The sequence below is a fragment of the Pseudomonas sp. CNPSo 3701 genome, from assembly GCF_028674975.1.
GTDB classification, from domain to species: domain Bacteria; phylum Pseudomonadota; class Gammaproteobacteria; order Pseudomonadales; family Pseudomonadaceae; genus Aquipseudomonas; species Aquipseudomonas straminea.
This window is the reverse complement of sequence record NZ_JAQZSI010000004.1, coordinates 662,521-674,983: the sequence shown is the minus strand read 5'-3', so window position 1 is coordinate 674,983 and position 12,463 is coordinate 662,521. Positions and strand designations below refer to the sequence as shown.

Below are 12,463 nucleotides of genomic sequence, written 5' to 3'. Positions count from 1 at the left end.
ACCATGAACACCGCCAACCAGAACCTTGTACGTGCCGCTTGTATTTTCATCGCGGCTGCTTCGATCATCGTCATCGGCGTGCAGCCGATTTTCATCGGTCTGTTGACCGAACGTCTGACCCTGACTCTGCTTCAGCAGAGCTGGACCATGTCCGCCGAGATGTGCGGCTCCATCGTCGGCACGTTGCTGTATGTGCCGATGCTGCGCTTTCTCGGGCCACGCACCATCGCCCTGAGCACGTCTCTCGTGCTGCTGTTTGCCAACGTAGCCACCGCCAGCGTCACCGAGCTAGACATGCTGTTGGTACTGCGTTGCATCTCCGGCGTCTGCTCCGGAATCCTGTATTCCTACGCCATCTATTGCCTGGGCCGCATGAATGGGCCGGATCGCTCGTTCGGCATTCTGCTGTTCGTGCAGACCGCGCTATTCGCCAGCAGCGCGGTGATTCTGCCAATGATCGCCGAGTGGAAGGGGTTTACGGGGGCAATCTACTATCTGGTGGCCTGGTTCGTGCTGCTCTGCCTGGTGTGCTTCTGCCTGCCGACCAAGCAGAGTGAGCAAGACCAGATTGTCTCCAGCGAGCCGATGCTGTCCGGGCTGACCCTGATTGGCGTCTGCTCACTGCTCGGCATGCTGTTCCTGCAGCTGTCGATCTACTCACTGTGGGGTTTCGTTGAGGGTATCGCCAGTGAGGCGGGCATCGCACCGGTGGACATTGGCTGGGCGATCAGCATCGGTCTGCTCGGCGGCCTGCCGGGTGCGGCGCTGCCAAGCATCGCCGGTCGCCACCTGGGTCGCATGCCGATGATCCTGCTCGGCTCGCTGGCCGTGCTCGCTGCCATCTACATGTTTGCAACGCGTATCCACGTGGCTTCGGACCTGGCGATCGCCGTGTTCCTGATGAACTTCGGCTGGAACCTGGCGCTGTCGTACTACATGTCCTCGGTGGTGACCCATGACCCGACCGGCCGCCTCACCAAGATCGTCGGTGTGGTGCAGGTGGCATCGGCCGCCGCGGCGCCGACCCTGCTGAGCCTGTTCATCGAAGGCAATGATCGCTTCAGCATCTTCGTGCTGTCCTCAGGTGCGATCCTGGTCGGCTGCGTCCTGGTGGTCATCATGCTGACCTTCGGGCGCCGTAACCTGCACAAGCCGGTCAGCAGTCTGGTCTGAGGCAGGGCGGCTGCAAGGTCTACCGCCTCGCGGTACCCTTGCAGCCCTGAAACGCAGGAGGGCGCAGATGAATACGGAGCAGGGCATCCTGCGTGGCTCGATTGCCATGACGTTGTTGGTGGCGGCCTTCGGCGTCGTCATCGGCCTGCTCTCGGGGTCGTTTTCCATCGTCTTCGATGGCGTCTACTCCCTGGCCGACGCCAGCATGAGCGGCCTGGCCCTGGTGGTTTCCACGCTGATTCTCCGGCACACCACGCAGAACGAGGCCAGCCGCCGGCTGGCCGAGCGTTTCAACATGGGCTTCTGGCACCTGGAGCCGATGGTGCTTGCCCTCAACGGTACGCTGCTGTGTGGGGTGGTGGCCTATGCACTGATCAACGCTCTGGCCAATCTGCTGTCCGGCGGTACGCCGTTGGCGTTCGGCCTGGCGGCGCTGTATGCCGGTGTCGCCACGCTGATCTGCTTCGCGTTCGCCAGCTACGAGTTTCGCGCCAACCGGCGTATCCGCTCGGACTTCCTTGCCCTCGACGCCAAAGGCTGGGTGATGTCCGGGTGTATTTCCCTCGCCCTGCTGATTGCCTTCGTCGTCGGCTACCTGATGGAGCAGACGCGCTACGCCTGGCTTGGCCCGTACATCGACCCGGCGGTGCTGGCATTGATCTGCCTGGTGATCCTGCCGATGCCGCTGGCGACCATTCGCCAGGCACTGGCGGATATCCTGCTGGTCACCCCACCGGCGCTCAAACAACATGTGGATGATGTGGCCCAGGGCATCGTCGAACAGTACGGTTTCATCAGCCACCAGGCCTATGTTGCGCGAGTCGGCCGTGCCCGGCAGATCGAGCTGTACTTCATCGTGCCGGTCGACTGGCCGGCGCAAACCCTCGATGAGTGGGACGCCGTGCGCGACGTCATCGGCCAGGCCATCGGTGACGAAGGCCCCAACCGCTGGCTGACCATTGCCTTCACCACTGATCCGCAGTGGTCGCGATAAGGAGGGCGGCGCAAGGGGGCATGACGTCGCTGGGGTGATCGAGCCGCGAGCTTTTTAACGCCCGAGGGTTTACCGTGTCGCGTGCCTGGCAGCGGAAGGGAGAACCACGACATGGGCAAATCGACAAGCCGCAGCGACTGGTTGCTGCGCAGCCCTGATCAGGGGCGGGTGGAGCGCATCGAGGCGTATTTCAGCGGCCACGGCTACGACCCCCATCGCCATGACGCTTATGCCATCGGCCGCACGCTGTCCGGCGTGCAGAGCTTTCGCTACCGGCGCGCCATGCGTCACAGCCTGCCCGGCGGCACCCTGGTGCTGCACCCGGATGAGCTACACGACGGTATGGCCGGCACCGAGGCCGGCTTTCATTACCGCATGCTGTATATCGACCCGGTGCTGATCCAGCAGGTACTGGGCGGCCAGCCGCTGCCGTTCATTCAGGGTGGTTTGAGTGATGACGTGCGCCTGCGCCGGGCGACTCAGCGCTTCCTGCAGGCGATGGACGGCCCGCTGGAGTCGCTGGAAGAGGACGACGCCATATACGACCTGGCACGCGCTCTCGAAGCCGTTGCCGGCAAACCCCGCGGCCGCCGCGCCTTCGATTACCCCGCTACGGATCGGGCGCGCGAGTACATCCACAGCCGTAACGGCGCGAGCATTACCCTGGACGAGCTGGAGCACGTCAGCGGGCGGGATCGCTGGAGCCTGTCGCGGGATTTTCGTGCCCTGTTCGGCACCAGCCCTTATCGCTACGTGACCATGCGCCGTCTGGCGCGCTGTCGTGAACTGGCCCTGTCGGGTGTCGGTCTGGCCGATGCGGCACTCATTGCCGGGTTCTTCGACCAGAGCCACATGACCCGGCATTTCGTGGCCAGCTTCGGCCTGTCCCCGGCCCGCTGGCTGAGCATGGTGAAGTTGCAGGATCGTACAAGATAGCGCCTGGGGCCCCTCGCTAGAGTTGCTGAAAACCAACCGAGGAACGCTCCATGAACGCGCCAGTTTCGTCTGCCAAACAATCCATCAACCTGATCCGTAAGCTCGACCTGATCGCCGAGCAATGGTCACCGCGGGTGGTCGCGGAAATGAACGACTATCAGTTCAAGGTGGTTCGCCTGCAGGGTGATTTCATCTGGCATGCCCATGCCGAAACCGATGAAGCCTTTCTGGTGCTCGACGGCCAGCTGCGCCTGGATTTTCGTGACGGTTCGGTAACCCTGGGCAGCGGCGAGCTGTACGTGGTGCCCAGGGGCGTGGAGCACAAACCCTACGCCGAGGATGAGGTGAAGTTGCTGCTGATCGAGCCGCGCGGCGTGCTGAACACCGGGGCGGAGGGCGGGGAGCGTACGGCGATCAACGATCTGTGGATCTGACGGCCGGGTTGGCGCTCCTGCGAGCGCCAACCCTTGGCAAGCGTGTCAGGTGCCGCTTTTCACCTTTGTCCAGATCCGTGTGCGGATGCGGTCGATGTTCAGCGGCATGGCTTCCAGGGCGTAAAGCTTTTCCATCACGTCAGCGGGCGGGTAGACGGTGGGGTCGGCCTTGAGCGCTGGGTCGACCAGCGCGTCGGCCTGGCTGTTGCCGTTGGCGTAGTGCACATGGTCGCTGATGCCGGCGATCACCTCTGGCTCGAGCAGGTAATTCATGAAGGCGTAGGCGGCTTTTTCGTTCGGTGCATCCTTGGGCATGGCGACCATGTCGAACCACATCGGCGCGCCTTCCTTGGGGATCACGTAGGCGATGTTCACACCATTGCCGGCCTCCTTGGCGCGGGCGCTGGCCTGCATGATGTCGCCGGAGAAGCCTACCGCCATGCATACGTCGCCGTTGGCCAGCTCACCGACATATTTGGAGGAGTGGAAGTAGGCGACGTTCTTGCGCATCTCCATCAGCAGCGCTTCGGCCTTCTTGTAGTCCTCGGGCTTCTGGCTGTGGTGCGGCAGGCCCAGGTAGTGCAGGGCGATGGGCAGCATTTCCGGGCCATTGTCGAGAATCGCCACGCCGCACTTGCTCAGCTTGGCCATCAGCTCGGGCTTGAAGATCAGGTCCCAGGAGTCCAGCGGCACGTCGTCGCCGAGCACGGCCTTGACCTTCTCGACGTTGTAGCCGATGCCGGTGCTGCCCCACAGGTAGGGGAAACCGTGCTTGTTGCCCGGATCGTTGCCTTCCAGGGCCTTGAGCAGTGTCGGGTTGAGGTTCTTCCAGTTGGGCAGCTGGCTCTTGTCCAGCTCCTTGAGCGCGCCACCCTGGATCTGCCGGGCCATGAAGTGGTTGGAGGGGAACACCACGTCATAGCCGGAGCGGCCGGCCATCAGCTTGGCGTCGAGGGTTTCGTTGCTGTCGTAGACGTCGTAGTGAGGCGTCACGCCGCTGGCCTGCTGGAAGTTCTTCAGCGTGTCGGGGGCGATGTAGTCGGTCCAGTTGTAGATGCGCACGTCCTGCGCCGCCTGGCTGACCGAGGCGACGAGCATCAGCGGGATAAGCGTTTTCAGCATGGGAAACCTCAACCGTTATTGTCGATGTTGTGGAGGCAGCAGTCAGAAAATCAGTACATAGGTCTTGCGCAGCGTTTCTTGTATGTCCCACACGCCTGTGGTGTTGGCCGGCAACATCAGTGCGTCGCCCGCTTTGATTTCGATGGGCTCGCCCACGTCGGGAATGAAGGTGCAGCGCCCGGGGGTGCATTCCCAGATGCCGGTTTCCACGCCGTCGTCGCGCTCCACGCAGGTCACCGAGGTGATGGCGGCGGGTTCGCTAAGCGGCACGGCGACCGGGTTGTGATCGTCGAGGGAGGCGCTGGCGGTGTCACGGAAGTGGGTGATGGTCATGACTTTAACCTTGCTAGTGGGTGAAAACCGTCCACGATCTGCTGCGCGTCGGCCCTACTGCGTTAAAAACAGGCTCGGAATGCTCATTTACAGCTCGTAAACTCCGCTTCCTCGCCTGTTTTTGCCTTGTATGGCTCTAGCTCGCGAGATCGTGAACAGGTTTTGAGAGCGTTCACTTCATGAATCCTTCCATCAGGCTGGCGATGCGCTGCGCCATGTAGCGCTGCCAGGGCCGGCTTGATGGGGCGGCCAGCAGCCGGTCTTCGCGCACGAAGCTGCGGATGATCGCGTTGTAACCCAGCCAGCGGCACGGCTCCGGCTCCCAGCGCGGCAGGTCCTGCACGCGGGTTTCGTGGCGTACCCAGGGCTGGCGGGTGAGCGCGGTACTGTGGCCGAGAATCAGGTCGGCCAGGGTGCGCCCGCCGAGGTTGCTGGCGCCCACGCCTTCGCCGCCATAACCGCCGGACAGGGCGATGCCGGCGCTGCGGTCGCAGAGCATGTGCGGGTGGAAGCGCCGCGCCATGCCCAGGTTGCCGCCCCAGGCGTGGGTGATGCGCACGTTGCGCAACTGCGGGAACAGTTCGCTGAACAGGTAGCGGCGCAGGCCACGTTCCTCGTCATTGAGGTTGAAGTCGCTGCGCAGCTTGCTGCCGAAGCGATAGCCACCGCGGGCGCCGAAAATCAGTCGGTCGTCGCGGCTGCGCTGGCCGTAGGTGACCTGGCGGCTGGCTTCGCAAAACGCCTGGCCCCGCTCCAGGCCGATTTCCGCCCAGGTCGAGGCCGGCAGCGGTTCGGTGGCGACGATCAGGCTCTGCACCGGAATCTGATGGCGGCCCAGTGGCGGCAGCTTGGGTGAGTAGCCCTCGACGGCCGGCACCACCCAGTCGGCGCGCACCTCACCGGCCTCGCAGCGCACGCTGCCGGCCTGCCAGCTGAGGGCAGGGGTGCCTTCATAGATGCTCACGCCCATGGCTTCGACGCAACGCGCCAGGCCACGCACCAGGCGGGCCGGCTGGATGGTCGCGCAATGGGGGGTGTGGATCGCCCCGTAGGCACCGGGAATGCGCAGTTGCTGGGCCAACTCCTCGGCGGGCAGCCAGCGGTAATCGTCCTCGTTCAGCCCCTCTTCGCGGTAGCCGCGCAGGTACTCGCGCAGGCGCAACTCCTGCTCCGGGTAGCGGGCTGCACAATACAGTACGCCGCCCTTGCGGTAGTCGCAGTCGATGCCTTCGCGCTCCAGCACCTGGCCGACCTCGTCGGGAATGCCGTGCAGCAGGTCGTAGGATTCCCGCCGTGCCTGCGGGCTGAGGTCGGCGAGCAGGCGATCCTCGCCGAGCAGGTTGCCCATCAGCCAGCCGCCGTTGCGACCGGAAGCGCCGAAGCCGGCGATCTTCGCCTCGAGGATGGCGATGCGCAGATTGGGCGCCTGGTGCTTGAGGTAGTAGGCCGTCCACAGGCCGGTATAGCCCGCGCCGATGATGGCCACGTCGACCTGCAGATCACCGGGCAGCGACGGGCGCGGCGTCAGGGGCTCATCGAGTTGATCCATCCAGAGGCTGATGTTGCGCCAGTCGTTCATGCACCGCTTCCACACAAGATGTATGGGGCAAGACTAGTGACCGACTCAGGCTTTGTCTTGCGTGCGTGCCCGCGCGTACAGGTCCTTCAGGTAGGCCTTGGGCGTCATTCCGGTATGCCGGCGGAAGGTGCTGTAGAAGGCGGTCAGGGAGTTGAAGCCGGCCTCGAAGGCCAGTTCGTCCATGCGCCGCAGGTCGTTGCCGGCCTGCAGGCGCTCGAGCAGATGCTGCAGGCGCGCCTGGTTGACGTAGCGGTAGAAGCTCTGGCCGAGTACCTGGTTGAGCAGGTAGGAAATCTGGTTACGGCTGTAGCCGGTGGCGCTGGCCACCTGCTGCAGGCTCAGGGCCGGGTCGAGAAAGGGCTGGCGCTGCTGGAAGTAATCCTGCAGGTCCTGGGCCATGAAGCCCAGTTGGCGGGTCGATAGGCCCAGCTTGCTGATCGCCGCGCTGCTCTGCATCGGCGCCCGCGCATCGGGGCCTTCGTGTACCAGCGAAGCGTATTCGTTGACCCGCCAGATCAGCCCATCGCGCACGGTGATCGCTTCGGCAGTGCGAAACGACACCAGCCCCTCGCCGCCATGCAGCGTGGTGCGGTACTGGATGAACGCGGTATGGCCGTCGATGCGGATGCGGTCGGTGTGCTCCAGCGCTTCGTCCGGGTGGCGCGGCATGGTGCTGAGTACGTAGTCGCGCAGCTCGGCCAGGCCCATGGCGCGGTTGAGGAAGAAGTCGTGGTACTCGACCTCGGGGTGATAGAGCGCCATCACCGCGTCGAGGTCGCGGTATTTCCAGCTGTAGTGATAGCGCAGCACGGTTTCGCGGGTGCGCTCGGTCTGGGCGGGGTCGTCGGGAAGCTCAGGCATGCCGGTCGTGTCCACAGGGCTGCAGCCAGCTTGCCCGAACTGCACCGTTCACCTCAAGCCGCTGAGCGAGGCGCATGAGCCGTATCGATGAAACATGAGGGAAACTTGTTTTTAACGTTAGTACGTTGAGTTTGTTTCACCTGGGCCGAGTCTCGACAATGCACGCCATCATTTATGCAGTGGAGAGATCGCCATGGCCCTGGCCCACAGCCTCGGATTCCCCCGAATCGGACGTGACCGTGAACTGAAGAAAGCCCAGGAGGCGTTCTGGAAAGGTGAACTGGACGAAGCCGGCCTGCGCGCCGTGGGCCGCGAGCTGCGTGCTCGCCACTGGCAGGTGCAGAAGGATGCCGGCATCGAACTGCTGCCGGTCGGCGATTTCGCCTGGTACGACGGGGTGCTGGCTCACTCGCTGACCTTCGGGGTGATACCCGAGCGCTTCCGCCCGGCCAGCGGCAAGCCGACCCTGCAGACGCTGTTCGCCATGGCCCGTGGCGTCAGTGGCGATGCTTGCTGCGGCGGTGCCCATGCGCAAGAGATGACCAAGTGGTTCGATACCAACTACCACTACCTGGTGCCCGAATTCACCGCCGACCAGCAGTTCGCCCTCAGTTGGGAGCAACTGTTCGAGGAAGTGGCCGAAGCCCATGCCCTTGGCCACAACGTCAAGCCGGTGGTGATTGGCCCGCTCACCTACCTGTGGCTGGGCAAGCTCAAGGGCGATGCTCAAGGTTTCGACAAACTGGAGCTGCTCGAACGCCTGCTGCCGCTCTATGGGCAGATTTTCCAGCGCCTGGCCGAGCAGGGCGTGGAGTGGGTGCAGATCGACGAGCCGATTCTGGTGCTCGATTTGCCCCAGGACTGGAAGAACGCCTTCGAGCGTGCCTACAACAGCCTGCAGCGCGAGCCGCTGAAGAAGCTGATCGCCACCTACTTCGGTGGCCTGGAGGACAATCTCGGCCTGGCCGCCAACCTGCCGGTGGACGGCCTGCACATCGACCTGGTGCGCGCGCCGGAGCAGTATCCGACCATTCTCGACCGCCTGCCGGCCTATAAGGTGCTGTCCCTTGGCGTGGTCAATGGCCGCAACGTATGGCGCTGCGACCTGGAAAAGGCTCTGGCGGTGATCGGCCATGCCCACAGCCGGCTCGGCGAACGGCTGTGGATCGCGCCGTCCTGCTCGCTGCTGCACAGCCCGGTCGACCTGGCCCGTGAGGAAGACCTGGATGCCGAGCTGAAAAGCTGGCTGGCCTTCGCCACCCAGAAGTGCGCCGAAGTGGCGGTGTTGGCGCGGGCCGTCAACCAGCCCGATGCCCCCGAGGTACACAAGGCGCTGGCCGAAAGCCGCGCCGTGCAGGCCAGCCGGGCGGCGTCGCCACGCATTCACAAACCCCAGGTGCAGGCCCGTCTCGCCGCCGTGAAAGCGGGCGACAGCCAGCGCCGTTCGCCTTTCGCCCAGCGTATCGCCAAGCAACGCATTGGCCTGGCCCTGCCGCCATTCCCCACCACCACCATCGGCTCCTTTGCGCAGACCTCGGCGATTCGCCTGGCCCGTCAGGCGTTCAGGCAGGGCAAGCTGTCGCTGGGCGATTACACCGATGCGATGCACGCCGAGATTCGCCATGCGGTGGAGATTCAGGAGCGCCTGGGCCTGGACGTGCTGGTGCACGGCGAGGCCGAGCGCAACGACATGGTCGAGTACTTCGCCGAGCAACTCGATGGCTACCTGTTCACCCGCTTCGGCTGGGTGCAGAGCTACGGTTCGCGTTGCGTCAAACCGGCGATCATCTACGGTGACCTGAGCCGCCCGAAAGCCATGACCGTGGAGTGGATCCGCTATGCCCAGAGCCTCACCCCCAAGGTGATGAAGGGCATGCTGACCGGCCCGGTGACCATGCTGATGTGGTCGTTCCCCCGCGAGGACGTCAGCCGCGAAGTGCAGGCTCGCCAGCTGGCCCTGGCATTGCGCGTCGAGGTGGTGGACCTGGAGGCGGCCGGTATCAAGGTCATCCAGATCGACGAGGCGGCGTTCCGCGAAGGCTTGCCGTTGCGCAAGGCCGAGTGGCAGCGCTACCTAGATTGGGCGACCGAGTCGTTCCGCTTGTGCGCCAGCGGTGTGCGCGACGACACCCAGATCCACACCCACATGTGCTATAGCGAGTTCAACGACGTGATCGAGTCCATCGCCGCCATGGATGCCGACGTGATCACCATCGAGACTTCGCGCTCGGACATGGAGTTGCTGGACGCTTTCGAGGCCTTCGAATACCCCAACGAAATCGGCCCGGGCGTTTACGACATCCACTCGCCGCGGGTGCCGGACACCGCCGAGATGGTCAAGCTGATGCGCAAGGCGGTGCGGCGCATTCCTGCTGAGCGCCTATGGGTCAACCCGGATTGCGGCCTGAAGACCCGCGGCTGGCCGGAGACCGAGGCGGCGTTGATCAATATGGTCGCGGCGGCGCGGCAGCTGCGCAGAGAGCTGGCTTGAGGTGTTTGTAGCCCGGCGTTGAGCGCAGCGATACCCGGGAGCGATTGCCCTGGGTATCGCTGAGCTCAACCGCAGGCTACGGAGTTGCGGCGTCATCAAGGAGTGTGGCGTCGCGCGGATGTAGGATGGGTGGCAACCCATCAATTTGCCGATGGGTTAGCACCTACACGGCCCGACCCGTCCTACAGACTGGCATTGCGGGATTTTGGCCGAGGAGCTGTTCAGCCGGCCAGGTACTGCTCGGTCGACACCACGCTCGCATAGGCGAATGCCAGGGCGGCCATATAGGCCGCCTGCACCTGGGCGGCCGGCACCTGTTTGCCTTCGAACTCCTGATCACGGGTTGCGCAGGCATCGTGAATCACCGTGGTGGCGTAACCGAAATCGGCGCTGGCGCGGGCGGCGGCGTCGATGCACATATGGCTCATGGCGCCGACCAGGGTGATTTGCTCCACGCCAGCCTTGTCCAGCAGCGCCTTCAGGTCGGTACCGAGAAAGGCATTGACCTTGTGCTTGAGCACCACGGCTTCGCCGGCCAGCGGCTGCACTTCGGCGTGAATTTGCGCGCCGCTGGAGCCGGGGGCGAAGAAGGGCGCGTCCATACTCTCGAACTCATGGCGCACATGCACCACCGTGTCACCGGCGGCGCGGGCAGCGGCCAGTACGCGGGCGGCTTTGGCGGTGGCGGCGTCCATTTCGTGCAGCGACCACTTGCCGCCAGGGAAGTAGTCGTTCTGGATGTCGATCAGAATCAGGGCACGCTTGCTCATGGTGTTCTCCGTGGGATATATGCCCTACACCTTAGCTCTGGCGCGCCACTTCCGGCACGGGCAGGGCCGACAATCTACGGGGAAAAACTGACAATGAAGCGCTACCTGGAGATCGGCCTGCTGCTGTACCCCGGTGTACAGCTGGCGGTGGTGCATGGCCTGGGCGACCTGTTCACGGTAGCCAACCGCATGGCCGGCGGCCAGGCGCGCGAAGGCCTGACCACGGTGCGGGTCAGCCATTGGCAGGTGGTTGAGAGCGGGGCACTGGAGCGCGTGTACGATAGCGCGCCAGACGAGCAGAGCAACCTGCGGGTGATCATCGTGCCGCCTTGCTTGCAGCCGGCGCCGGGGCGTTTGCTGGGCGAGCCTTATCTGAGCTGGCTTCGCGACCAGCATACGGAGGGCGTGACCCTGACCTCGGTATGTGCCGGCGCCTTTGCGCTGGCCGAGGCCGGGCTGCTCGACGGCCGCTCGGTGGCCACTCATTGGGCGCTGGGCAACGAGCTGGCCCAGCAGTACCCGCAGGTTCGCGTGCTGCCCGAGCGCATGCTGGTGGAGGACGGTGACCTGATCACCGCCGGCGGCCTGATGGCCTGGACGGATCTGGGCCTGGCGCTGGTCAACCGGCTGCTCGGCGCCACCATCGCGGCGGAAACCGCGCGCTTTCTGGTGGTCGACCTGAACCGCACCTCGCAGCTGCACTTCAGTCACTTCGTGCCGGTTTTCGACCATGGCGATGCGCCGATCCTCGCTGTGCAGCACTGGTTGCAGGCGCAGGCCACGGTGGAGGCGAGCCTGGGCGAGATGGCTGAACGTGCGTGCCTGGGTGAACGCACCTTCCTGCGCCGTTTCCGGGCGGCCACGGGCCTGAACCCGACCCAGTACTGTCAGCAATTGCGGGTGGCCAGGGCGCGGGATCTGCTGGAATTCACCCGGCAGAGCATCGATCAGGTGGCGTGGCAGGTGGGCTACCGCGACAGCGGCGCCTTCCGCAGTGTGTTCACCCGATTGGTCGGTCTGTCGCCGGGTGACTATCGCAAGCGCTTTGCGGCTCCAGCGCACTAGCGCGAGATCTCATACCGAATCTTCGGCCGCCTTGCCCGCTGGGTTTTCTCGGGTCGGCATATCGAGAATTTCCGGCAACACCTCACGGGCGAACACCGCGTGCAGGCGCCACAGCTCGGCGACCGGGTCGCGGTGATGGTCGACGCGGATGTCCCACAGCGGATACTCCTCGCGGTCGACGATATAGATGACCGCTGAGGATTCGCCTTCACGGTCGCCGCCGCGGTCATCGCCGGCTTCCAGGGCGTCGATCAGACGCTCGACCAGGGGGCGGTGTTCGCCACGGCGAAAGGCATCGGCGACGGCATCGAGCACCTGAGGGCCGGCCAGGCGATTGCCCTGCACGGAGAACTGTTCGCCGGACAGCGAGCCAGCCCAGGGAATGCAATCGCTGCCCGTCCAGCATACGCTGTCGCCATTACGGTCGATCAGCGCCAACTGACGCAGCTGCATGCAGGGGTCGGTGCCCATCAGCTTTTTCAGGGCTGCTGGCGCAGAATGGCCACCACGTAACAGCGCCAGGCCGTCGAGCCCCAGATACGGATTGACCTGGGCCTGGGTCGCCACCGCACCGGCACCGGCCGCTGCATGGCTGAGCAATTTGCCCACGGCGGGCATGGCGGTGGCGGCGGCAACCCCGAACTGGCCGGTGCGTGGGCAGCGGGCGACGATGGAAAAGGTCATGGGCAACTCCTGTAGGCGCGT

At 64.6% G+C, this 12,463-nt stretch carries 12 protein-coding genes; 6 read left to right on the top strand and 6 right to left on the bottom strand.

What is annotated here, in order from left to right; translation table 11 throughout:
* Window positions 1-3: 3 nt before the first annotated feature.
* From PVA39_RS15515 to PVA39_RS15500, 4 genes are all read left to right on the top strand, one after another.
* On the top strand, window positions 4-1,173 hold the full coding sequence (locus tag PVA39_RS15515; protein ID WP_093507468.1) for an MFS transporter: 1,170 nt from the start codon (window positions 4-6) through the stop codon (window positions 1,171-1,173).
* A 67-nt stretch (window positions 1,174-1,240) separates the two neighbouring features.
* Window positions 1,241-2,167: a cation diffusion facilitator family transporter gene (locus PVA39_RS15510; RefSeq protein WP_274124795.1), complete on the top strand. Its 927-nt coding sequence runs from the start codon at window positions 1,241-1,243 to the stop codon at window positions 2,165-2,167.
* Between the two features lie 111 nt (window positions 2,168-2,278).
* Window positions 2,279-3,103, top strand: coding sequence for an AraC family transcriptional regulator (locus PVA39_RS15505; RefSeq protein WP_274124794.1), 825 nt, complete (start codon window positions 2,279-2,281; stop codon window positions 3,101-3,103).
* 50 nt (window positions 3,104-3,153) lie between these two features.
* Window positions 3,154-3,537, top strand: a complete 384-nt coding sequence (locus tag PVA39_RS15500) for a cupin domain-containing protein (protein WP_274124793.1) — start codon at window positions 3,154-3,156, stop codon at window positions 3,535-3,537.
* Between the two features lie 45 nt (window positions 3,538-3,582).
* Here the strand turns inward: PVA39_RS15500 and PVA39_RS15495 are convergent, their stop codons facing one another.
* The 4 genes from PVA39_RS15495 to PVA39_RS15480 form a co-directional block, all read right to left on the bottom strand.
* Window positions 3,583-4,659, bottom strand: coding sequence for a polyamine ABC transporter substrate-binding protein (locus PVA39_RS15495; RefSeq protein ID WP_274124792.1), 1,077 nt, complete (start codon window positions 4,657-4,659; stop codon window positions 3,583-3,585).
* 42 nt (window positions 4,660-4,701) lie between these two features.
* Entirely contained in the window at window positions 4,702-4,992 is a 291-nt protein-coding gene (locus PVA39_RS15490; protein WP_274124791.1) for a cupin domain-containing protein, read from the bottom strand.
* A 172-nt stretch (window positions 4,993-5,164) separates the two neighbouring features.
* Window positions 5,165-6,571 (bottom strand): NAD(P)/FAD-dependent oxidoreductase, encoded by a 1,407-nt coding sequence (locus PVA39_RS15485; protein ID WP_274124790.1) that lies wholly within the window; start codon window positions 6,569-6,571, stop codon window positions 5,165-5,167.
* 45 nt (window positions 6,572-6,616) lie between these two features.
* Window positions 6,617-7,432, bottom strand: a complete 816-nt coding sequence (locus PVA39_RS15480) for a helix-turn-helix transcriptional regulator (RefSeq protein ID WP_274124789.1) — start codon at window positions 7,430-7,432, stop codon at window positions 6,617-6,619.
* Between the two features lie 193 nt (window positions 7,433-7,625).
* Here PVA39_RS15480 and metE point away from each other — a divergent pair, with 193 nt between their 5' ends.
* Window positions 7,626-9,923, top strand: coding sequence for a 5-methyltetrahydropteroyltriglutamate--homocysteine S-methyltransferase (gene metE / locus PVA39_RS15475; RefSeq protein WP_274124788.1), 2,298 nt, complete (start codon window positions 7,626-7,628; stop codon window positions 9,921-9,923).
* A gap of 221 nt (window positions 9,924-10,144) precedes the next feature.
* Here metE and PVA39_RS15470 read toward each other — a convergent pair whose 3' ends face one another.
* On the bottom strand, window positions 10,145-10,693 hold the full coding sequence (locus tag PVA39_RS15470) for a cysteine hydrolase family protein (RefSeq protein ID WP_274124787.1): 549 nt from the start codon (window positions 10,691-10,693) through the stop codon (window positions 10,145-10,147).
* Window positions 10,694-10,786: 93 nt separating this feature from the next.
* Here PVA39_RS15470 and PVA39_RS15465 point away from each other — a divergent pair, with 93 nt between their 5' ends.
* Window positions 10,787-11,758, top strand: a complete 972-nt coding sequence (locus PVA39_RS15465; protein WP_274124786.1) for a GlxA family transcriptional regulator — start codon at window positions 10,787-10,789, stop codon at window positions 11,756-11,758.
* A gap of 9 nt (window positions 11,759-11,767) precedes the next feature.
* Here the strand turns inward: PVA39_RS15465 and PVA39_RS15460 are convergent, their stop codons facing one another.
* Window positions 11,768-12,442, bottom strand: a complete 675-nt coding sequence (locus tag PVA39_RS15460; protein WP_274124785.1) for a DUF1028 domain-containing protein — start codon at window positions 12,440-12,442, stop codon at window positions 11,768-11,770.
* Window positions 12,443-12,463: the final 21 nt, after the last annotated feature.

Excerpts from the sequence above, each read along its gene's own strand:
- PVA39_RS15515 (WP_093507468.1), top strand. The coding sequence starts at position 4 with ATGAACACCGCCAACCAGAACCTTGTACGTGCCGCTTGTATTTTCATC.
- PVA39_RS15510 (WP_274124795.1), top strand. The coding sequence starts at position 1,241 with ATGAATACGGAGCAGGGCATCCTGCGTGGCTCGATTGCCATGACGTTG.
- PVA39_RS15505 (WP_274124794.1), top strand. The coding sequence starts at position 2,279 with ATGGGCAAATCGACAAGCCGCAGCGACTGGTTGCTGCGCAGCCCTGAT.
- PVA39_RS15500 (WP_274124793.1), top strand. The coding sequence starts at position 3,154 with ATGAACGCGCCAGTTTCGTCTGCCAAACAATCCATCAACCTGATCCGT.
- PVA39_RS15495 (WP_274124792.1), bottom strand. The coding sequence starts at position 4,659 with ATGCTGAAAACGCTTATCCCGCTGATGCTCGTCGCCTCGGTCAGCCAG.
- PVA39_RS15490 (WP_274124791.1), bottom strand. The coding sequence starts at position 4,992 with ATGACCATCACCCACTTCCGTGACACCGCCAGCGCCTCCCTCGACGAT.
- PVA39_RS15485 (WP_274124790.1), bottom strand. The coding sequence starts at position 6,571 with ATGAACGACTGGCGCAACATCAGCCTCTGGATGGATCAACTCGATGAG.
- PVA39_RS15480 (WP_274124789.1), bottom strand. The coding sequence starts at position 7,432 with ATGCCTGAGCTTCCCGACGACCCCGCCCAGACCGAGCGCACCCGCGAA.
- metE (WP_274124788.1), top strand. The coding sequence starts at position 7,626 with ATGGCCCTGGCCCACAGCCTCGGATTCCCCCGAATCGGACGTGACCGT.
- PVA39_RS15470 (WP_274124787.1), bottom strand. The coding sequence starts at position 10,693 with ATGAGCAAGCGTGCCCTGATTCTGATCGACATCCAGAACGACTACTTC.
- PVA39_RS15465 (WP_274124786.1), top strand. The coding sequence starts at position 10,787 with ATGAAGCGCTACCTGGAGATCGGCCTGCTGCTGTACCCCGGTGTACAG.
- PVA39_RS15460 (WP_274124785.1), bottom strand. The coding sequence starts at position 12,442 with ATGACCTTTTCCATCGTCGCCCGCTGCCCACGCACCGGCCAGTTCGGG.